Annotated in this window: 13 protein-coding genes and 1 pseudogene; 6 read left to right on the top strand and 8 right to left on the bottom strand. The window is 33.9% G+C overall.

Annotated elements, in window-relative coordinates; all coding sequences use genetic code 11:
- Nucleotides 1-68 precede the first annotated feature (68 nt).
- Nucleotides 69-1,427: a DNA recombination protein RmuC gene (locus BVG17_RS01645; RefSeq protein ID WP_063631179.1), complete on the top strand. Its 1,359-nt coding sequence runs from the start codon at nucleotides 69-71 to the stop codon at nucleotides 1,425-1,427.
- A 32-nt stretch (nucleotides 1,428-1,459) separates the two neighbouring features.
- Here BVG17_RS01645 and BVG17_RS01640 read toward each other — a convergent pair whose 3' ends face one another.
- Entirely contained in the window at nucleotides 1,460-2,566 is a 1,107-nt protein-coding gene (locus BVG17_RS01640) for a D-alanyl-D-alanine carboxypeptidase family protein (RefSeq protein ID WP_063631180.1), read from the bottom strand.
- Nucleotides 2,567-3,226: 660 nt separating this feature from the next.
- On the opposite strand from BVG17_RS01640, the gene radC reads away from it, so the two are divergent.
- Nucleotides 3,227-3,907 (top strand): RadC family protein, encoded by a 681-nt coding sequence (gene radC / locus BVG17_RS01635; RefSeq protein WP_019078756.1) that lies wholly within the window; start codon nucleotides 3,227-3,229, stop codon nucleotides 3,905-3,907.
- 214 nt (nucleotides 3,908-4,121) lie between these two features.
- On the opposite strand, the gene BVG17_RS01630 is transcribed toward radC, so the two are convergent.
- Entirely contained in the window at nucleotides 4,122-5,363 is a 1,242-nt protein-coding gene (locus tag BVG17_RS01630; RefSeq protein ID WP_063631181.1) for a hypothetical protein, read from the bottom strand.
- A gap of 161 nt (nucleotides 5,364-5,524) precedes the next feature.
- Here BVG17_RS01630 and BVG17_RS01625 point away from each other — a divergent pair, with 161 nt between their 5' ends.
- Entirely contained in the window at nucleotides 5,525-7,594 is a 2,070-nt protein-coding gene (locus BVG17_RS01625; protein ID WP_063631182.1) for a heme lyase CcmF/NrfE family subunit, read from the top strand.
- Nucleotides 7,595-7,628: 34 nt separating this feature from the next.
- Here BVG17_RS01625 and BVG17_RS01620 read toward each other — a convergent pair whose 3' ends face one another.
- On the bottom strand, nucleotides 7,629-10,001 hold the full coding sequence (locus BVG17_RS01620; protein WP_063631183.1) for an ankyrin repeat domain-containing protein: 2,373 nt from the start codon (nucleotides 9,999-10,001) through the stop codon (nucleotides 7,629-7,631).
- Between the two features lie 113 nt (nucleotides 10,002-10,114).
- Between BVG17_RS01620 and mutS the strand changes: the two genes are divergently transcribed.
- On the top strand, nucleotides 10,115-12,610 hold the full coding sequence (mutS, locus tag BVG17_RS01615) for a DNA mismatch repair protein MutS (RefSeq protein ID WP_063631184.1): 2,496 nt from the start codon (nucleotides 10,115-10,117) through the stop codon (nucleotides 12,608-12,610).
- 150 nt (nucleotides 12,611-12,760) lie between these two features.
- Here mutS and BVG17_RS09180 read toward each other — a convergent pair.
- The 3 genes and pseudogenes from BVG17_RS09180 to BVG17_RS09440 form a co-directional block, all read right to left on the bottom strand.
- Nucleotides 12,761-13,906: pseudogene (locus BVG17_RS09180) on the bottom strand (IS3 family transposase).
- A gap of 29 nt (nucleotides 13,907-13,935) precedes the next feature.
- The gene (locus tag BVG17_RS01600; RefSeq protein ID WP_241654126.1) at nucleotides 13,936-14,916 is read right to left on the bottom strand and encodes an ankyrin repeat domain-containing protein; all 981 of its coding nucleotides are present in this window, start codon (nucleotides 14,914-14,916) and stop codon (nucleotides 13,936-13,938) included.
- A 79-nt stretch (nucleotides 14,917-14,995) separates the two neighbouring features.
- A complete protein-coding gene (locus BVG17_RS09440; RefSeq protein WP_241654125.1) occupies nucleotides 14,996-15,313 on the bottom strand; it encodes a hypothetical protein in 318 nt (105 codons plus the stop codon).
- Between the two features lie 131 nt (nucleotides 15,314-15,444).
- On the opposite strand from BVG17_RS09440, the gene aspS reads away from it, so the two are divergent.
- Both aspS and BVG17_RS01590 read left to right on the top strand, forming a co-directional pair.
- Nucleotides 15,445-17,247, top strand: coding sequence for an aspartate--tRNA ligase (aspS, locus tag BVG17_RS01595; protein ID WP_063631154.1), 1,803 nt, complete (start codon nucleotides 15,445-15,447; stop codon nucleotides 17,245-17,247).
- A 35-nt stretch (nucleotides 17,248-17,282) separates the two neighbouring features.
- Complete coding sequence (locus tag BVG17_RS01590) at nucleotides 17,283-18,545, top strand: MFS transporter (RefSeq protein ID WP_063631155.1); 1,263 nt, start codon at nucleotides 17,283-17,285, stop codon at nucleotides 18,543-18,545.
- Nucleotides 18,546-18,552: 7 nt separating this feature from the next.
- Here BVG17_RS01590 and BVG17_RS01585 read toward each other — a convergent pair whose 3' ends face one another.
- Nucleotides 18,553-19,476 carry an RluA family pseudouridine synthase gene (locus BVG17_RS01585; RefSeq protein ID WP_063631156.1) on the bottom strand — a complete coding sequence of 308 codons (924 nt, stop codon included), beginning with the start codon at nucleotides 19,474-19,476 and terminating at the stop codon, nucleotides 18,553-18,555.
- A 90-nt stretch (nucleotides 19,477-19,566) separates the two neighbouring features.
- Nucleotides 19,567-21,909: an ankyrin repeat domain-containing protein gene (locus tag BVG17_RS01580; RefSeq protein ID WP_241654124.1), complete on the bottom strand. Its 2,343-nt coding sequence runs from the start codon at nucleotides 21,907-21,909 to the stop codon at nucleotides 19,567-19,569.
- Between the last annotated feature and the right edge of the window lie 95 nt (nucleotides 21,910-22,004).

Below are 22,004 nucleotides of genomic sequence, written 5' to 3'. Positions count from 1 at the left end.
GCTCTTTTTTCTTTTTTATATATAAAAAAATTAGATAGTATTGTGAGTGCGGTTTTTTCTGTGTTCTGATGCTTTTCAATTCCATAGCTTTTATATTGAATTTCCTTTTTTTACTACTATTTCTCTATATCATTGCAAGAAAGAACAGAAAATTAAGTGAGGAGAAAGTAAAATTAGCAAATCTTGAGAATAATTTATGTAGGGTAGAGCATGATCTTCAAGAGACAAAGCGAACTTTACTGAATAAGGATGAGGAAATAGTTGATTTGAAAGTTAGGAATGCAGAGCTTGAAGTAATTTTGCAAAAAGAACGTGAGGAAAAGAGAAAAGAGATGGATTTACTGACAAAAGCAGAGGAGAGGCTTACAAACACTTTTAAAGCTCTCTCTCTTGATGCTTTGCAGGTAAACAATAATAATTTTCTGAATTTAGCGAAGGAAGTAATCGATAGTAAACTAAAAGAAACAGAAAGTGACTTCAAAAAAAGGCAAGCAACGATCAACGAAGTTGTCACTCCAATAAAAGAAAAATTAGAAAAATTCGACAGCGAAATACGTGAGCTAGAAAAAGAGAGGGTAGGGGCCTATGAGGGTTTAAAAGAGCAAATTGGATCATTAATGAACCAAACTTCTAGCCTTGCTAACGCCCTGAGGAAGCCTCACATTAGGGGCAAATGGGGTGAAATGCAGCTCAAAAGAGTGGTAGAAATGGCGGGAATGATTGAATATTGCGATTTTTTTACTCAAGCCTCAGTAATTGATAAAAATGAGGACAATTTGTTACGTCCTGATTTAATAGTAAAAATGCCATCAGGAAAGCAAATAATAATAGATGCTAAAGTACCACTTGATTCTTACATGGATGCTATGTCGCAAAATGATTTACAGATACAAAAGGAAAAATTGAAGAATCATTCTCTGGCAATAAAAAAACATATAAATGATCTAGGCAGAAAGGAATATTGGAACCAATTTGAAAATACGCCAGAGCTTGTGGTGCTTTTTTTAACAGGAGAAGGGGTTTTCAGCGCAGCACTAGAATGTGAACCAGCTTTGATAGAAATTGGAATAGAAAAAAAAGTAATTATTGCAACACCAATCACTCTAATTGCGCTACTTAGGGCAGTAGCCTATGGATGGAAGCAAGAGATGATAGCTGAAAATGCAAAGAAAATAAGTGAACTAGGCCATATTTTATATGAGCGAATCTGCACAATGGGCGAAAATTTTGATAATTTACGCAGAAGCTTAAAAAGTGCTGTTGATCATTACAATAAAACTGCTGGTTCGCTTGAGGCAAGAGTGTTTCCTGCTGTCCGAGAATTCAATAAGCTTGGTATACATGCAAAAAATAAAGAACTCACTGCTGCAAAAGAGTTGGAATCTTTACCACGCAGTTTACATGCTGAGGGGTTGAAAGTAGATTAGTATTTCAGGTCTCCTTAACTTACATTTGCTGATTAAAACAACTTTCTAAAAATTTTTTTTATATAGCTCAATTCCTGCACATCATTTGCTGCATAAACAGGTATAGTTTGTTGCTCAGTACCAGGTATTTCTACAAAAATTTTGCCTACTTCTTGACCTTTTTTAATTGGTGCGGGTACCATATCTTTATACTCAATACGCACTTTAATTTTATCATGTAATCTGCGGTTATAAGTTATGGTAACATCGTTTGCAACTGTAACGGGCACTTTTTTATCTTTTCCATAAACAATATTTATTTCTTCAACTACGCTATCCTTAGCAAATATTTTCTTGGTATTAAAATGATTTAAGGAATATTGTATTAGTCTTTTTGCTTCCTCTATTCGCTCTTTCTCGGTGTCCAAACCATTCACGACAGCAAAAATTCTTCTATCGTTCCGTTTTGCAGATGATATAATGCCATAACCACCAGCACTCGTATGACCTGTCTTTAGACCATCAACTCCAATATCATGGAAAAGTAAAAGATTTTTATTTTTTTGTACAATATCGTTATATGTCAAATATTGTTCAGAGAATAGATCATAGTATTTAGGAAAATCAGTAAAAATCCTTTTTGCCAGTGTTACCAAGTCTTTTGCGCTCATAAAATGGTTTTCATCTGGCCATCCACTTGAGTTAACAAAATGACTATCATTAAGATTCAAATCTTGTGCAACTTCATTCATTTCAGCAACAAAATTCTCTTCTGATCCTGCGATACCCTCGGCTAGCACTATGCATGCATCATTACCTGAGGCAATTGTAACTCCTTCAAGTAGTTCTTTTACCGTAACAAATTGACCTTCTTTCAAAAACATAGAAGAGCCTTTCCTTTCCCATGCTTTTCTACTTACTCGAAATTTATCTTCCATATTTATTATTCCAGCTTTTAGATAATCAAAAGCTACATATAAAGTCATTAACTTGCTCATTGAAGATGGGGCCATTTTTTCCCTGGAATTGTGTTCAAAAATGAACGAGTCTGAAGCTAAATCTAAGACAATTGCTTGCTTTGCTTTGGTTCTAAACTGATATGAGTATGAGTAAAAAGGAAATATAAAAATTAATAGCAAAGTTACTAGTTTGCTTAACATATTTATAATTTTAAATTTATAGTGTACTAATTAATAGTATGATTTTGCACGAGCATTTCAATAGATCTCTTGCATAAAACTTCCTTGACAAACTGCGCCAGCCCCCTTATTATGACAATAAGAGTATTTATCCTTGTTTTCGATCCGCGCGGGTTCAACAACAAAAATTCAGTAAAAAACTCAGATATTTATTGGCAAATTACATAAAAATTATAGCGGCTGCATGTCTTTTTATTTTTTCTACATTCAGCCAAAACGCGCTTATTTTAAGCGTTAGCACATTATTACAGCGCCAATTTACATTATTATAGGGTCAAAACTCGTTACACGGGGATTTTTTTGCCTTTTTTTTTGCTTGGTAAATTTATTAATATTTGAGGTGTCATCCCAGTGCTTGACACTGGAATCCAGGAAAGTTTAGCTTATGAGCAAGCAAACTAGCATAGAAAGTGGTTGCAACATTTTCGGTGAGATTTCAGAAAGGCTAGATTCCAGTGTCAAGCACTGGAATGACACCCTCTTGGATGGAGGACAGTGTCAGCTACTTTCATGACACCATTTGCTGTCTTCAAAAATTTACAATTATGCTTCATGTGTTTTATTAAATATTTTACTTAAAAATTCAATTTCTTATTATAAGAGATAAGCAATTCATGAATAATGAAAGATTACAAAAAAGGTCATAGAAAGCGCCTAAGAGAGAGAATTATTTTAGATAACGGACAATCATTGCTTGATTATGAGATTTTAGAACACATTTTATATTCAGCATATAGTAGAATCGATGTAAAGCCAGTAGCAAAGAGTTTGATAGAAAATTTGGGCAGTTTAAATAAAGTTTTTAATGCCGATTTAGAAGCACTGCAAAATATTGAAGGAGTTAATAATGCAGCCATATCTGCTATCTTTTGTGTGAAACAGGCTTTTGTTCGTTCTGCACGAGAAGAAATAAAGGACCTACCTATAATCAATAACTGGGAAAATTTGCTTGATTATTTAAAAGTAAGTATAGGAAGCCTTAATAAAGAAAATTTTCGCGTCATCTATATGAATAAAAGATATCGTCTAATAGCGGAAGATCTGCAGAACTTTGGTACAGTAGATCAAACTCCTATTTACGTTAGAGAGATCATAAGACGCGCTCTTTTGATTGGCTCAACATCGATTGTAATATCCCACAATCACCCAAGTGGAGATATACAACCTTCAAGTAGCGATATGTTTCTCACCAGACAGCTTGCAGAAGCTTGCAAAAGCATAGGAATAGAATTAATAGATCATATTATTATCACGTTTAGTAGCTATTTTAGTTTCAAGGAAAATAGGCTTTTATTAGAGTAGATCTAAAATTACTTTTGCCATTTTTCTTATTATGGAAGTAAAGCTATACATGAGGTGGTTGCCAGTGGAACAAAAATTTTCCTTCTGGAAGACAATGTGTGATTTAGGTAGTGGCAAATTGAAAGAAATACATGGTATTTGCCACTATTAGAAATCTCCTGTTTTGATAAGACTTATGAGGTCTTTGTTGGTTTTTTGAATTTTGTTGAAGCACTCACATGCTTACTCTAATATTTTGTTCACAGAGCCTAGTTAGCTCAATTTCAAAGTTAATTTGTGAAGCTCTGAGTTCTGTTAGGGGATTTTCTGGTTGAATATCTAGCTTATTCTGTATGTTCGGTAAACAAATTAAAGCCGAATCAAAAATTTCATCATACTGCTCTGCTTCATGTGCGCAATTGATTATTTCTTCGAATTCTTCCACATCTTGCGGCGTATCTTTTAATATTGCTCTTATTTGGTTTAGGTTTTGACGAATTTTTTCCTGATATCCAGCAATTCTCTCTTGATATATATCAATCATTTTTTGACATGCATTGCCTCTAAATGGATGCTCTGCTTTTTCTTTTATGTAGGAGCTCTGAAAATTTTTGCAACTAAGGACTGCTTCTCTACATTTTTTTATGTCACTAATTATACTGGTTATTGACTTACTTGCTTTCTCCTGCTCTTCTTTTTTGATTATACATTCATTCTTTGTTTTGCTCATTTTATCATACAGATTTCTGCATTCTTTATATGATACCAGCGGTTGTAGTATTCCTTCCTCTACACCTTTATTATAAAAACTTTTCAACTCATCGCTTGATAGTATTCGTATAGCATCTTCCCTTTTACCTTGTGATTTAGGATACTTTTTGTTCAGTGAACTAATATAATTTAATAGGAAACTCTTAGTTAAATCTTCCTTTTTAACTTCTGATAATTTTTCTAGTGTTTCTATATATTTCAAAGTTTCCGCAAAAAGCTGCGCACCAGATGGAGCAAATCCTGGCAGTGGTTTGCTCTGCGCCTTATAAAAATCGGTTTGTAAAAAATCTTCGGCTTGTTTTTTTATTACTGAAAGTTCATAGAAGGCTTTTTCTGGATTGATTTTTTTTAAAATACTAGTAGCTTTTTTAATCGCTCTTTCTCTCTTTTTATTATCTTGTTTTTCGTTTAAGATTAAGCTTTCAGCTTCAGTAAAAGCATTGCCTTGGGCACTTTTGGCAATATTACAAACAACGTTTTTTACAACTTGCTTAGTTGCTACATAATCTATTTCCTTTGTAAAGCAATCAATAAATAGCTGCCAAATTTTTTTGTTAACGGACTTACTTGTCTTATGTTCGAAATCTTCTACATCTTTGAATCCTAAAATAGTATAGAGATTTTTTTCAATTATTGGTTCATCATGTTGTTTTGCCACTTTACCTTTTATATTGAATAGAAATTCACTAATCTTAGTTGTGCCCATAATATTACCTCACAATATTAATGTTATATAATATAAAGTATAAAAGCTTAATGTTTAATTTTTACTTACTATTAATATAATTGAAGATTAGCTTTGTTCCTATATTAAAACTTTAACTCCTAGTTTGTTATCAGTAATATTTATATAAATAACTATAATTCATGCCTGAGCTTGGAAATATACTACTTTTGGTAGCTTGTTTGTTGTCATTAACATACTTATTTTTACCGCTCAATTCTTATCGATTTATCACCAATGCCATATTTTTTTGTGTATCAACATCAATGGCTATTTTGATCTACTGCCACATTAAAAATGATTTCTCACTTGAAAACGTATATTACCACTCACACACAACAAAACCTTTGATCTATAAGATTTGTGGTGTTTGGGGAAATAAAGAAGGGTCTATGTTGCTTTGGACCTTAGTGCTTGTCATGTATTTATTACTAATGGATATTTATATACCTTCTGTCATCCCAGTGCCCAGACACTGGAATTTAATTGCAAATGAGTACATCAAATGGCAGTGTAATAAAAACTGGATTCCAGTGTCAGCTACTTGTATGACACCAGAACGAACTAATGGCAGTAAATTAAAAAAAATATCTCTTATCACTCATGGGCTGATTTGCTTTTGTTTTTTACTGTTCACTTTACTTGAATCAAACCCCTTCACTAAAATGCCAGACATCGAAACAGATGGTCTTGGTTTTAATCCGATATTGCAGGATATAGGCCTTGCTATTCATCCACCGGTATTATATTTGGGGTACCTTGGATTTAGCGTGCCTTTTTCGCTCTCTATAGCTGGATTAATTGCAAATACTGAAGGAAATGTTTGGGCTAAAATTGTCAAGCCTTGGGTACTTATTTCTTGGTCGCTGCTCACTTTGGGCATCAGCTTGGGTAGCTGGTGGGCATATCGTGAACTCGGTTGGGGTGGATTTTGGTTCTGGGATCCAGTGGAAAACGTTTCTTTGATGCCTTGGTTAATTGCAGTGGCGCTGACACATTTGTTGCTCGTTGTACGAAATTTCAATACTTTAAGGAATTTCGCTATTTTACTTACGCTTACAACTTTTATATTGAGTGCGACTGGAACATTTCTAGTCCGCTCAGGAATACTTACCTCAGTGCACACGTTTGCAGATGACCCAAGATATGGACTGTATATATTAGCTCTACTTGGTGTAATCACAGTCAGTAGCTTAGTAATATTTGTAGTGTTTACGAGAAAGAATCACACATCTTTCCAGTATTCGATATTGGAATCTGAAAAGAAATCTGCTACTCAAGTGACAGAAGGTAGAAGATTCTTTTCACGCCTTACGATGATGCTGATGAACAATTTATTATTCATCACTGCCTTTTTCATCGTGTTCGTTGGCACTTTATACCCTACAGTGCTTGAGTATTTAACCGGTGAATTAATTTCAGTTGGAGCACCATATTACAATTCTTTATTTAACTCTATTGCACTAGCTATTCTAGTACTCACCATGATAGGGCAATACTGCAGTTGGCAGGGAAATAGTCTATTGCCAATATTCCGTGAATATAGATTTTCATTTTGTAGTGCTGCAGCTATTTTGCCGTTTATCTTTCATATGGAACTGATGATTGTGCTATCAATTAGCATCTCTATAATATTGTTAGTTTTTGTTTTGGAAGCATATAGCAAAAGAATTTGTTTGTTTAAGGTAGAATTTAGTAAGTCAATTTTACTCGCAAGAAGAGTTTCTAATTCTTACTATGCAATGATGCTCGCTCATGCTGGAGTGGCAATCCTTGTGCTTGGTATAGCCTGCTCAGTAGGTTGGCAGGAAAAAAAAGAAAACTACTTGGGAATAGGAGACAGCATAACAGTCAATAAATTCAAAGTCACTTTACGAAACATTGAATTTATAAAAGAAAAAAACTTCCATGCAGTAAGAGGTACAATGGATATCAGGAATTTGCTTAATAGTAAGGTAATAGGTGAGGTAACTCCTGAATATAGATTTTACCTTGCAGAAGGTCAAAAAAATGTTGAAAGCAGCATTTATCACAGTTTATTTTCTGATATCTATGTTGTTATTGGTGAAATTGACAAGAATAAAAGCAAAATCGCAGCCAAAGTACACTATAAACCAGGAATGTCTATAATTTGGCTTGGATCTTTTCTCATCGCCTTTGGTTCACTACTTGCTGCTTTTTCTTCTAGCAAAAAAGTAGTTCCTTCAGTATGATGAAGTTTGCATTTTTTGGCAATTTAAACTTAAGCTAAGTAACACAATCTCGCGAGCGAATTTTCTCTATGTCCTGTTGTACAACAGGAAATAAAGATATATTTTCTAATGAAGAACTTACACGGTATATGGAATCTACTTCCTTAAGCCTTTTAAAATATCCCTGCTTAATAGCGTCGTAGACAGAAGAACCACCAAGCAAGCAGTTCTCACCTAACTCTTCTTTATAATTTTTAAACTTTTCCAATATTTCCTCCTTGTTACTCACTTCTACTATAATTTTTCCTTCATCTTGCACATCAGAATACAATCTAGCATCTACTTTTCCCAAATCAGTATGAAAAGTCAGTACTATATTACCTATAAGGTCAGTATAATTTCTTACCCCACCTTCCGTTAAAATTTCTATCTCGCTTTCACCGATTGCTATCACGTCTCTTCGAAATTCTGTGCTTTCATCTGTTCCATTTATGATTTTTGCAACCTCGACTATACTATTCTTTGAGTATTTCAAGTAGAAAGTGAAGTTGTCCATTTTTGCCTCTTTTACCTTGCCAGTAGTTGCGTTTTTTGCAGCTTCCAAAAACCTTAGAGAATAATGTATATAGCTTTTACGTGCTTCTTTCAGATTAGCTTTGTGGTCTTTAAACTTCTCTAGTTTATCAATTACAATTATACTACTTAGAGTTTCAAATACTGCACCTCTTTTTACCAAATTACATACTATGCGACTAGCAACTTCTATGTCCCTTTCAACTTGAAAAATCTTTAATTCACTAATTCTTCTTATTACATAATCTGTAAAATTATACTTATTCTCATAAGTATTTTCATATATATTTCCCTCACAAGTAAGATTGAACCTTACCCCAGATTCTATAGCTTCATTCACAACCTGTTCTAGCTGATTTATGTCTTGAACTTCATCTAATTCACAAAAATATTTATCTGGATTTTGCCCATCTAGCAGAAAATCCTCCCCCCATAGATTTGCACTTTTGCACAAATACTTTTTTCCATTATAGTCAGTTTGTGTTTTTTTACGAAAAGTTCCATAAATAACGTCATCAGTTAAAAAGTACTCTTTAATATTAAGGTTGGGATTATTAACTGCAAATTCTATTGGGGTTTTACCTTTTTTATCCTTTATATCAAGATTAGCTCCTTTCCTTAGAAGCAATTTGATAATTGTATCACAATGACCAAAACGAGTAGCATAATGCAAAGGCGTTCTTCCTATTTCATCCTGTGCATTAGGATCAGCACTTGAATTCAATAGTAAATCCAGGAATTCTTCTGAACTACTACATTCTATACTTGATAGAATATGCAGTATTGTCAGTTTAAATTCCCCTCTTTTAAGGTTGAGGATGGTTTTTAGATCTTGATTACTTTTATGATCTAGTAAAAATTTTTTAATTTTTTCAACATCGTTCTTATAATCCTTATAGATAACATGTGGAAAATCTTTAAAAATGCTTAAAAATTTTTTATTCAACTCTTTCTGGCTTTCTGTTAAGTTGGACATATCAGCAAGCCAAGTAGATATCACCTTACTAAATGCGCTTCTTTCAACAACATCAGTTAAAGAGCAGTCATTGCGAAGTAGCAATGAGTATTTAATCAATTCATATTCATCATCCTCTTGTTGCTGTGTTTTTTCTGCTTTCTTAGAGTGCTTAAAATCATTTTTTATTAATTCAACCAAGAGCTTTAATGTGTAAAAACTCTTATGTCCCAATAAAGGATCTGCTTTGTTTTCAAGTAGAATTCTTGCTACTTCTGAATAGCCATTTCTAATAGCCCAGCATAACGGAGTACGCCCGTATTCATCCGCTATGTTAACATTAGCTTCCTTCTTTTCTATGAGTTTTTTTACTATTTCCGTTTTGCAGTTTTCAGCAGAAACAGCATGATGTAATACAGTACCCCCAGCGCAACCTACTGAATCAACATTAGCCCCCTTGTTTAACAGGAGTTCTACTATTTCTTCATGTCCATTGAGAGTAGCATAATGCAAAGGAGTCAAAGGAGTATGTCCATCTTGACCTGCTGCATCAACATTAGCCCCCTTGTCTAACAGGAGTTCTACTATCTCTTTATGTTCACTGTGAGTAGCACAATGCAAAGGAGTATGCCCATCTTGATCTTTTGCATCAACATTAATCCCTTTTTTTATTAAAAGCTCTGCTATATTTACAAGATCATTTCTAGCAGCTATATGTAACAATGTACTTTGATCATCGAATGTATAATTTATGTTAAATAAACTATCTTCCCACTCTTCATATGTGTCTAAGTCTTTTTTTTCTAACTTCTCTTTTATTTTTTCAATTATATTGTTTTCATTTAAATCACTATTAGCATTTACTGTCCTTAATATTTTTAACAACTGTTCATTTTCCATAGTTCTACCTCAAACTATTTGTTTTTGTACTATAGCTAAAAAAAATTATTGATCCATAATAAAATAACTAATGCCAGAGTAAGTGGTTTGCTGCTAACATATTTAAAAATATTATGAACTTAATAAGAGAAAAAAATACCCCTGTAATGGAGCAATATTTGAACCTGAAAGCTCAATACAAGGATCATCTATTGTTTTATAGACTGGGCGATTTTTATGAATTGTTTTTCGATGATGCTATTAAAGCTGCGAAATTGCTGAATATAGTTCTAACCAAGAGGGGCAATTCAAATGGACAAGAAATACCAATGTGTGGAGTGCCAGCACACAGTAGCGAATCTTACCTACACAAGCTAATAGATTTAGGATTCAAAGTAGCAATCTGTGACCAATTAGAAACTGCTGATGAAGCAAAAAAGAGGGGCTATAAATCCATAGTAAAACGTGATGTAGTGCGAATTGTCACTCCAGGCACAATTATCGAAGATTCACTACTGGAGGATAAAAGCAATAATTATCTCGCATCCATAGTTGAACAAAATGACGAATATGCTATTAGTTGGCTTGAATTATCGACGGGAAAATTTTTTCACACTTTAACGAGTTTGAAGGCTCTAGATAGTGATTTATTGCGTATATCACCAAGAGAATTATTAATTTCTGAAAAATTCATTGAGGACGAAAAAATTAGATCGATTTTAAAAAATTATAAAATATCAATTACACAACACGCACAGAGTTTTTTTGAGTATAGTAAATCTCACAGAACGTTATGCGAGTTTTATAAAATCAGGGAACTTGGGAGTATAGGAAATTTCAGCAAAGTAGAAATCATGGCGTGTGGTGCACTGCTTGAATATGTCAGAGTAACACAAAGGGGCTCCATTCCAAGGCTTGAATTCCCAAAAACCTATAAGCAACAAAATTTCATGCTTATTGATGCTTCAGCAAGGAGAAATCTTGAGTTGTTTTCAACTCAATTTGGTGAAAAGAAAGGTTCACTAATTTCAGTTATTGATCATACAGTTACAGCTTCTGGTGGACGCCTGCTCAAACAAATGCTCGCTTCACCCCTTGCTTGCTCTAAGGCAATTAATTTGAGGCTCAGCACCGCTCAATTTTTTGTAAATAATCATGATTCACGCAGAAAAATACGAGAGATATTATCTAACATTCCGGATATTGAAAGGTCTTTATCGCGCTTAATACTAGGTCGTGGTTCACCAAAGGATATGAACCTATTAAAAATAGGCCTAGGAAAAACTTTAGAGTTATCTGAGTTCTTATGTAAAATTGAATCAGGTGAAAATGGATCTCTCCCACAACAATATGTCATCCAAACTGGAATCCAGCCAGCGTCACGCGCTGGAATGACAGTAAAATCAGACGAGAGTGAACTAAGCACAATACATAAAAGCCTTGGCAATCATAAAGACCTATTTGAACTGTTAAATAGTGCTATAATTGATAATAACCTCAGTTCCGTGAAAGAAGGAGGATTTATTCACTCAAAATACAACTCAGAATTATCTGAGTTATCCTACATATTAAATAATAGTAATAAACTAATAACCAAACTCCGTGAATCTTATCGCGACCTAACTGGCATTGCCGCACTCAAAATATTACACAACAACATACTTGGTTATTACGTTGAAGTGTCGGCAAATCACAAAATAACTTCGGATATATTTATTCATAGGCAAAGCTTAGCAAATAGCATGCGCTACACTACTAATGAATTGAAAGAATTAGAAAATAAAATTCTTACGGCACGTGATGCTGCAATCGGCTTAGAAATGAAAATTTTTAGTGAACTGTGTAGTGAAGTCGCTAAAGAATCTGAAAAAATTGCTCTTGCTGCAAATGCTTTGGCAAAACTTGATATTAGAACCGCGTTTGCAGAGCTTGCAGTGCAAAATAATTACGTAAAACCCATCATTGATGACAGCAAAGAGTTCAATATCTGTAGCGGAAGGCATCCAGTGGTTGAAGTTAACGATAAATTCATTGCAAATAGCATCAATTTAGCTGGTATACATCTAATTACTGGTCCTAATATGGCTGGAAAAAGCACTTTCTTGAGGCAAAACGCTCTCATTGCAATTTTAGCTCACATGGGATCATTTGTGCCAGCAGAGAGTGCACATATTGGAGTGATTGACAAGATATTCAGCAGGGTTGGCGCAACGGATAACATAACAGCTGGTTATTCTACCTTCATGGTAGAGATGATCGAAACAGCAACGATAGTAAATCAGGCAACAGATCGTTCCTTGGTGATACTTGATGAAATTGGTAGGGGCACAGGAGTGTATGATGGATTATCTATTGCACAGGCAGTGATTGAACATATTCACAATGTAAATAAGTGCCGCGCCATTTTTGCAACTCATTATCATGAATTAACTAAAGTAAGCAAATACTTGAAGAACGTGAAATGTTTTTGTGTAAAAATAAGAGAGTGGAACGGAGAGGTTATCTTTCTACATGAAGTAATTGAAGGCATTGCAGATGAGTCATATGGAATACATGTAGCAAAACTTGCTGGTTTTCCTGATTCTGTTTTAAACAGAGCAAGAGAAGTATTTGAGGAGCTAAAGGCTTGAGGAAAGTAACATTATATTACTCCACAATTATGGAGTTTTAGCAATCTATGGCGCTTTAATTTTAGTCAGCTTTCTGAGTAGCTGAATTAACGTAGCATTGATCTATTGACCTTACCCAGAAAAAGTAGACAGAAAGTTAAGACGTTTTTGCTATGAGAATGATGAATCAAAAAGCTCAGGAATGCAATAGTTAATAGTAGAGTGTCTACGCTGTTTATTATAAAAAATTTCTATATATTCAAATATTGCGGTTTTAGCTTGTTGTGCAGAGTGTTGTGAAGTATCAATGAGTAACTCTCTCTTAAGTGAACTAAAAAAGCTCTCTGAAACAGCATTATCATAACAACAACCTTTGTGACTCATACTAGAAGTAATATTTTTTGTACTTAGTAAAAATTGATAATTTTTAGAGGTGTATTGCGATCCTTGATCGCTATGAAATAGTAGATTTTTAGGAGATTTGCGCCTACCAATAGCCATGAATAACGCATCTATAACTAATTGCCTATTTACTGCATTACTCATTGACCACCCAATCACCATGCGTGAATATAAATCTATTATTGCTGCCAAATATAACCATCCTTCATTAGTTTTTATGTACGTAATATCAGTTACCCATATCTTGTTAGGTTGATCAGCGATGAAATTCTGATTTAATATGTTAGGAGTTATAACTCTATTGTCTATTTGTGGTTTTTTACTTTTAAACTTTCGTCTAAGCTTAGCTTGAATGCCATTTTTCTGCATAATATTTTGCACTGTTTTGATGTTATAATTTTTACCTAAAGCCTTTAATTCAGCGTGAATTTTAGGAGCTCCGTATCTGCATTGTGATGATCGATATACCTTCTGAATATCTTGTATGAGCTCTTCTCTTATTGATTTTTTGTTGTTTTTTTCCTTAGTAATCCATTTATAATAACCACAAGCAGATACGTTCAAAAATCTGCATAATTCCCGTATTTTATAGCAGTTTTCATGTTCTTTTATAAAAGAATATTTTACTCTTTTTGGTTTGCAAAATATCCCAGGGCTTTTTTTAAAATGTCTCTTTCCCTCGTTACTCTTGCCAGCTCTTTCTTTAAATCAAACTTTTCTTTGTCACAATGAGCTACTTTCCCCTTTCCTGGAAACGCATCTACTCCAGACATTCTATCATTGTATGTTTTTACCCATCTGCTTACCGCTAATACCCAAATCTCTTGCTATTTTTGCTGATGATTGACCTGTTTCTTTTACTAGTCTTATAGCTTCAATTTTGAATTCTGCTGTATATTCTTTTCTTTTTGTCATACCACACCTCTTTGAAAAAACGTTTTATTTTACTTCAAAAACGTCTTAACTTTCTGTCTACTTTTTCTGGGTAAGGTCACTATTGCCACATTGGTCAAGATTCCAATTCCACCACCTACAACTGCACCTACAGCTCCTAATGCTAGTTGAGTACCAATTCCAGCAGAAGACCCAATGATTAATGGAGCAAGAAAATATAATGCTAAAGCGCAAGTTATTGCAGCTACACTTATAACAGCCAGCTTTCTCGGACAAAAATTTTCTGGTGCCTCAGCACTAGATATGAATGATGATTTTACTAGATTTTTTCTACTTTCATGATCTAAAAAGCCACTCACTGTTCTCATTATAGGACGGGTAGAGCGGTCACCAGTTAAGTAAATTCTATCTCCCACTATATCATGAAGCTCTTTAACTTGAGCTTTATATTCATCCCAATAGTTTGATAACTCTTGTTGGTCATTGAGAAGATCTGGTTTATTTGAAATTGTTAACCAGTGTGAGTCATGTTCCAAAATATATCGAATTGTAGCTCTCCCTATATCTATATGCCCTTCAGTAATTGCATACTTTAAAACACCTTCTGCTTTTCCCCTTCCAACATTAAGATCAGCACCAGCTTTTATCAATAATTCTACTATCTTTGGAGAATTATGAAATATAGCAATATCTAAAGGGACCATCTTATTACAATCTTTGATATTTAAGTTTGCTTTGTGTTCTATTAAATAACTTATAAATTTTAAGGTTTTATCAGATTTTTGATCGTCTATGTCTTTATGTCTGTAATATATTCTAATTGCAAAATTCAACGCAGTTTGACCCTTTAACGCACTACCACCAATAATTAAGTTCTGATAGCTTTTTACCTCTTGATTTATTAAGTTAACATCCGCACCGTTTTCTATTAAAGCCTTAGCTCCTTCGAAATTGCCTTTTGCAGTTTGCAGATGAAGTAAGTAACGACCAAGATGATCAGTTGCATTAGGATTTGCACCTTGTTCAATCAAATACCTTGCAATTTTATCATTAAATTTGTGATCATAAGTTGCAGATTCTAGTGGCTCAGGATTTTGCGATAACTCATCTTTAGCTATTAATCTGACAGATTGATTTTACTGACTCTAAATCTCTTCTTTTAACTGCCTTTGTGACTGCAGCGCTAAAGCTTATACCCTTTTCTATTAGATATTCAGCCATTTTGTTATTAGTAGAACACTTTAATAAATTTGTACCGCTTTGGGAATTAACCTCAGTGACAACATCTCGAATAATGGAACTATTTTCCTCAAAAATTGACTTTACTTTTTCTAAATCATTTTTGATGACAGTATCAACAAGATCTTTTATTACAGCATTCACCCTCTCTTTTTTAGCTGAAATTTCTTTTAATTCTTCAGGGTTCATAAATACACCTCAACACACATAATAAAAAAGTATATCTAAATCAGAATTGCTTGTAAAGGATCTTTAGATATTATCTTGCCCAAAGGTTAATTTATTTTATAATCTTTTTGTATTCTAGAAATTTCAATTAAATGAACTGTTATAAAACTCACGAGTGTAATGAATTAAGGAAGAATGATATAGAAAAGGAAGTTATTCTCTCTGGTTGGATGTATCGCAAACGTGACCATGGTAACCTAATCTTTGTTGATTTAAGAGATTTTCATGGGATTACTCAGTTGGTATTCAATAACGATAAAGATTTTTTTGATGAAATTTCGAATTTAAAATCAGAAAGTGTGATTACTGTCACAGGAATAGTCAAAGCTAGAACTGAAGATACGGTAAATAGCTCTATTTCCACAGGAGAAATTGAAGTTATAGTTAGTAATTTACAAGTTGAATCTGAAGTTGAGTTCCACTGTGATGAAGAAATAGCAAAAGAAGAGAGGAGTATATTAGCAAGTATCGCCGGTGAGCAAGAATACCCAGAAAACATGAGATTTAAATATCGTTTTCTTGATTTAAGACGTGAAAAGGTTCGTAATAACATTATTCTACGTTCACAGATCATTTCAGAGCTCAGGAGGCTCATGATAGAGCAAGGATTCTTAGATATTCAAACTCCCATACTTACTGCCTCTTCTCCTGAAGGAGCACGCGATTATTTAGTGCCAAGCAGACTAAATCCTGGTAAATTCTATGCATTACCACAAGCTCCACAAATTTTTAAGCAGTTGCTTATGGTTTCAGGGTTTGATAAATATTTTCAAATTGCACCTTGTTTTCGTGATGAGGACGCAAGGGCTGACCGTTCTCCTGGGGAGTTTTATCAGCTAGATCTTGAAATGTCTTTTGTAACTCAAGAAGATATATTTCAGGTTATTGAATCTACCTTATATAAAGTGTTTGCCAAATTTTCTCGCAAATCAGTTGATAAAGATTTTCCACGTATTACATACAAAGACGTAATGCTCAAATACGGTTCTGATAAACCAGATCTGCGCAATCCACTATTGATCAGCGATGTAACAGAAATTTTCCGTAATTCAGAGTTCAATATTTTCAAAAGCAATATTGAGCGAGGTATGGTAGTCAGAGCCATTCCTGCTCCCAAAACAGCGGAGGAACCACGCAGCTTTTTTGATAAAAAAATAGAACATGCGCAAAAAGAATTAGGTGCTAAAGGTCTTGGGTATATAACATTTGATAAGGACGGCATTGCAAAAGGACCAATTGCTAAATTTCTTGATGACAATAGGTTAAATTCTATAAAAGAAATAACAAATGTAAAGCCTGGAGATAGTGTATTTTTTGCTTCTGATAAGGAAAATGAAGCAGCAATAATTGCAGGGAAAGTTCGCTCTCTCTTAGGATCACAACTAGGTCTTATAGATGACAATATCTTTAAGTTTTGCTGGGTCATCGATTTTCCATATTTTGTATATGATGATAAAAGCAAAAAAATAGATTTCTTTCATAACCCATTTTCCATGCCACATGGTGGCTTGAAGGATTTAGAAGACAGAGATCCACTAGATATCCTTGCTTATCAGTATGATCTCGTTTGCAATGGAATAGAGCTTTCAAGTGGGGCGATTCGTAATAACAAACTAGATATTATGTACAGAGCTTTTGCCATTGCAGGCTACAGTAAAGAGGAAGTTGATACAAAATTTGGCGCGCTTGTGCGTGCATTCAGGTTTGGAGCGCCACCTCATGGTGGAATAGCGCCAGGGGTTGATAGAATGGTTATGCTACTTGCAGATGAGCCGAATATTCGTGAAGTAATCTGTTTTCCTATGAATCAGCAAGGAGAAGATGTTCTAATGGGCGCTCCTTCTAAAGTAGATGATAGGCATTTACGTGAATTATCCTTGAAGGTTATTGAATAAAAATTTTTATAGCGGAGTGTGGTAAACTGGAAGTTATGAACGATATTCAAAAAGCAATACTATCAAGCATAATCTGCAATATGATTATATGGTATGAAGTAACTCTGTTTGGAGTTTTAACTCATATAATAAGCAACGTTTTTTTTCCTTCAGAAAATAATTATTTGAGCACAATCAAATTTCTTGGCAGTTTTGCAATTGGCTTTGGATTTAGACCACTTGGTGCGTTTATTTTTGGCTACATTGGAGATAAGTATGGCAGGAGAAAAATTTTACTGACTTCCGTAATATTAGCTTCAATATCGTCTACTGCAATTGCAATTATACCAAGTTTTAGAGAAATAGGAATATTTTCTCCTATATTGCTTCTGCTTTGTAGAATAATACAAGGAATGGCAACAGGAGGGGAAACGAGCATTAACTCAGCCTTTTTAATAGAGCATTCAAGGGATAAAAAGAATTTAGGCTTTTTAGGTAGCATAAAAGCTTTTAGTGGTGCTCTTGGTTCTATTACATGTTTTGTAATGATAGCTATTTGCAAAAAGTTTACAGGTGAAAATTATGAGATTTGGGGCTGGAGGTTGCTTTTCTATTTCTGCTCTGTTATGGGCATTATAGGTTTTTTAATAAGATACATAATGGAAGAGAGTCTAGCATATAAAACTCATGACCAAAATAAAAGCTTATCTAACTCTCCCTTTTTAGAATTAATCAAGAATTATAAAAGAGCATTTGTGATAGCAATTGGACTTGGCATTGCTCAAAACGCAATTGTTTATTCAGTAATCATGTTTTACAACATATCTGTAAAAGAGCTTATTCTTTCAGGCATTGATATTAAAAATCTAGTAAGGATCATGGTTGAAATCACATTTGGAACGTCTGCAGTGCTGTTTGCAATACTTTCTGATAAAATTGGAAGAAAAAATGTGATAATTCCTACATTAGTAACTTTAGCTTGTGTTAGCTTGCCGGTACTTTCGCTATTATCATATGCTAATCACTATATTATAACATTCACTTTTCTGTTGATGAGCATACCGATAGGTGCATCTTTTGGAATATATAATTCTCTCGCCTGCGAGTTATTTCCAACGAAAGTTAGATGCACTGGCTTCAGCTTAGCACATAACATATCTGCAGGTATTTTTGGCGGCCTTTCTCCATCGATATGCATGTTTCTTATAGAAAAAACTCAAACAAAATTTGCAGCAGGTATTTATCTTACTGCCTGCGCACTAATTAGCCTAATATCTGTACTTCAAATTAAAGCCAAAGATAGAAAAGTTGATTGGTGAAATCGTTTCAGTTGAAAGATAGCACTTCAATAGATTTTTCGATGTGCCTAGGGATAGGAGCAGTAATAGTGATTTCTTTATTATTTGGCAATTTTAAAGATAAAGAATGCGAATGAAGGTGGATCTGATTTACTACCCCATCGATAAAAGCTTTTTTACCACCATATTTACCGTCACCAAGAATAGGGCAATTTATATGAGCTAAATGTGCACGTAACTGATGTGTTCTGCCGGTAATTGGTTGTAATTTTAAATAAGCAATATTATGTTTTAATCTTGATATAATTGAAAAATGCGTAGTGGCATTTTGAAGTGAGTCTTCATCAATAACTACTTTTTCTTGCCCTGAAATATATTTTTTCACCAATGGGTAGTCTATTATTCCATTATCTTTGCTCGGTATACCAGAAGTTAATGCTAGGTAAATTTTTTTTATTCTACGTCCTTTAAATTCTTCCATAAGGTATCTTGCAACACTGGCATTGCGCGCGAATATTATTACTCCGCTTGTGTCTCTGTCAAGTCTATGGACAATTTTAAATACTTCCCCTTCTCTTACTTGATCAAGCAAATCACTAATGCTAATTTTTACCTTTATACCGCCTTGAACGATTACTCCCGCGGGTTTGTTTATAGCTAGTATATATTTGTCTTCATATAATATGTTCTCTCTTAGTAGATTTACTAACTTTTCATTATATTTGCGATCAGAATTAGCATTCTCAATATAATTCAAGTGCTTCAGCGTTATAGTTTGTCCAGAATTTACTCTATCACTAGACTTTGCTTTGCAATCATCAACTTCGATTAACCCTTTCCTTAAAGACTTCTCAATTGCAGATTGTTTCAAATTGGGAAAAATTCTTCTAATGTACCTATCGAGCCTAACGTTATTGTCTTCTACTAATATGGTTTTGGTACTATCTGGCATCTTACTTATAGAAATTTTATAATGAAAGTAGAGTACACTGAAATCTAATAGCACATAACTCTACCTAATATACTTTTCAGTGTCAGCTACTTACATCTGTCTTCCAGCGTTATGAGTTAGAAATCTAGAGATGATTGTATCTTCCATACGAGTACACATATTCTTCATGGCTATGATAGATGATAGTGATGCTTGTCCATCTTCTACCATATCTAGTTTAGTACTAGGCTCTAACTGCATACGCGCAATGCCATTAGCCAAAGGTGTTACTCTTCTTACATTAACATTTTTAGTGGGATATGACCACCTGCAAGGACTATGTAATATTTGTTCTTTTACTTCATCTATTTCAGCTGGACACGCTTTAGTATTAGTTCCTAACTGCATACATTTAATTTGGTCAGTTATAAATGCTACTCTTTTTTCATTAAGTTTAGCGTTATACTGTAATTGTTCAATTTGGTTAGCTTGACCTCTTATCATAAATTTAAAGTTGATAGGTAGAAGAGGTGATTCTATTCTTCTCAACATATGTGGTGCTGTGTGTTGCATCATACGTGATTCTGCTGTAAGCTGTGTAAGTATAGCTGATGCTCTTTCTTCTGCTTCCATTAGAAGATTACTTATACCTTGACGTTCAGCTAAATTTCTTACAGTTTCATGACAATTATCAGGCAATGAAAGATTTGCGCCATAGCATAGTAAGATCATTACTACTATCCAGTGTCTACGTGCGACAGCATAACTTAAAGGAGATGCCCCTAAGTCATCCTGTGCATTAACATCTGCTCCACGGGAAATCAAGATCTCTACTACTTCCGAATGGTTATACTTGGCAGCTTCAATTAAAGCAGTTGATCTTAAACTGTTATGTGCATTAACATTTACTCCAAGTGCTAATAGATTATATAACATTTGTATATTACCAAATCGGGCAGCATAAAGTAAATTATCAATTTCAATTAATTTCATCACATCCTTCCATATTTCAAGTTTTATTATAGTATTTACTGCTTCTAGATAATTATATGGATGAATAGAAAGTAATATTTTCTGTGGATCATTCGTCTCAATATTTGCTCCATGGGCTATTAGACAATTCATTACTTCTATATTGTCTTTTTCAGCAGCACAATTAAAAGGAGTCCATCCCCATGCATCCTTATAGTTAACCTCTGCTCCATAGTTTATTAAGAGCTCTACTGCTTCCACATTACCATTCGTAGCAGCAATATGTAAGGGAGATCGCCCAATTAACTTATCCTCTATATCAACACTTGCTCTACATCGTAATATGGTCTGTAATAGGACCTCTAATATTGATATATTATTACTTGCAGCAGCCCAATATAAAGGGGTCCATCCAAGTACATCCACTATCTCAATATTTTTGTTAATATTCTTGTCGTTTTTTATTATACAATTCACCATTGCTCTATCAACATTTGCAACAGCAATATGTAAAGGAGTAAGTTTAAGCGCCCCATTCTTCCTAATATCTGCTCCATTATTCATTAAGAACCTTACTACTTCTTTATGGCCATTCCTGGCAGCTTCATATAAAGCAGTCAAGTTCATCAGATCTTCCACATTAGGATTTACCTTATTCATTATTAAGATTTTTATTATTTCTATATCGCCATTTACAGCTGGCTGATATAAAGTAGTCCGTTGAGATGAATCCATACTATTAACATTTGCTCCATTTTTTATTAGCTCTGATACCATTTTTGCATTGCTATTTTCAGTAGCCCAATGTAAAACACTCCATTGAGAAAATGGCCCTTTTGAGTGAATATTGATTTCTTTTGCTTTACACAGAGCATTGAATACATTTATCAAGTTAAAATCCATAGCTAAACACAATAATGCGTATTGATCATACCCACTATGTATATCGTAATTTAATGTAAACCAATAATTTACATTAAATCTAGCTTTCTTCCACTCGTGATACACATCTTTACTTGCTTTCTTTAGCTTCTCTATTGCCTCTAGTATCTTTTGTGTATCTAACATCACTGGCATTTTCTCTGATGTTTTTCGCACATTCAGTACATCTTCTGTCGTCACTGCTTTTGATTTTTCTGATGTCTCTTGTACACCTAACTTTTTTAGTACTCTCTTTAATATCTTTTGTGCATCTGATACTCCTTGCTCTTTTAGTATTTTTTCTGATTTCTCTAATGTCTGTGGTATATTCTGCACTTTTAGTCTCTTTTTTAATGGCTCTGGTGTCTCTTGCACTATTGGAATCTCGTTTGATATTTCTAATTTATGCGATACCCCTTCTAACATTCTTAATACTTCTTTTCTCTCCAGTATCCTTGCTTTATTTAGTAGCTCTTTTATTTTTTCAATTACATTATCTTTGCTTAAATCTGCCTTCTGATCAACTATACCTAGTATTATTTCCCATTGCTCATATGACATTACCATAGCTTTACCTCATACTATAGAATATTATTCTTAACGCTATACATTATGATGTAATGGTCAATATATTTTTTCTATAAGTGCAACATTAG

The organism is Wolbachia endosymbiont of Laodelphax striatellus, assembly GCF_007115015.1.
In the GTDB taxonomy this organism is placed as follows: domain Bacteria; phylum Pseudomonadota; class Alphaproteobacteria; order Rickettsiales; family Anaplasmataceae; genus Wolbachia.
The sequence above is the reverse complement of the archived record's forward strand: the minus strand, read 5'-3'. Positions and strand labels throughout refer to the sequence as shown.

Excerpts from the sequence above, each read along its gene's own strand:
- BVG17_RS01590 (WP_063631155.1), top strand. The coding sequence starts at position 17,283 with ATGAACGATATTCAAAAAGCAATACTATCAAGCATAATCTGCAATATG.
- aspS (WP_063631154.1), top strand. The coding sequence starts at position 15,445 with ATGAACTGTTATAAAACTCACGAGTGTAATGAATTAAGGAAGAATGAT.
- BVG17_RS01625 (WP_063631182.1), top strand. The coding sequence starts at position 5,525 with ATGCCTGAGCTTGGAAATATACTACTTTTGGTAGCTTGTTTGTTGTCA.
- mutS (WP_063631184.1), top strand. The coding sequence starts at position 10,115 with ATGAACTTAATAAGAGAAAAAAATACCCCTGTAATGGAGCAATATTTG.
- BVG17_RS01580 (WP_241654124.1), bottom strand. The coding sequence starts at position 21,909 with ATGTCATATGAGCAATGGGAAATAATACTAGGTATAGTTGATCAGAAG.
- BVG17_RS09440 (WP_241654125.1), bottom strand. The coding sequence starts at position 15,313 with ATGAACCCTGAAGAATTAAAAGAAATTTCAGCTAAAAAAGAGAGGGTG.
- BVG17_RS01630 (WP_063631181.1), bottom strand. The coding sequence starts at position 5,363 with ATGGGCACAACTAAGATTAGTGAATTTCTATTCAATATAAAAGGTAAA.
- BVG17_RS01640 (WP_063631180.1), bottom strand. The coding sequence starts at position 2,566 with ATGTTAAGCAAACTAGTAACTTTGCTATTAATTTTTATATTTCCTTTT.
- BVG17_RS01585 (WP_063631156.1), bottom strand. The coding sequence starts at position 19,476 with ATGCCAGATAGTACCAAAACCATATTAGTAGAAGACAATAACGTTAGG.
- BVG17_RS01620 (WP_063631183.1), bottom strand. The coding sequence starts at position 10,001 with ATGGAAAATGAACAGTTGTTAAAAATATTAAGGACAGTAAATGCTAAT.
- BVG17_RS01645 (WP_063631179.1), top strand. The coding sequence starts at position 69 with ATGCTTTTCAATTCCATAGCTTTTATATTGAATTTCCTTTTTTTACTA.
- radC (WP_019078756.1), top strand. The coding sequence starts at position 3,227 with ATGAAAGATTACAAAAAAGGTCATAGAAAGCGCCTAAGAGAGAGAATT.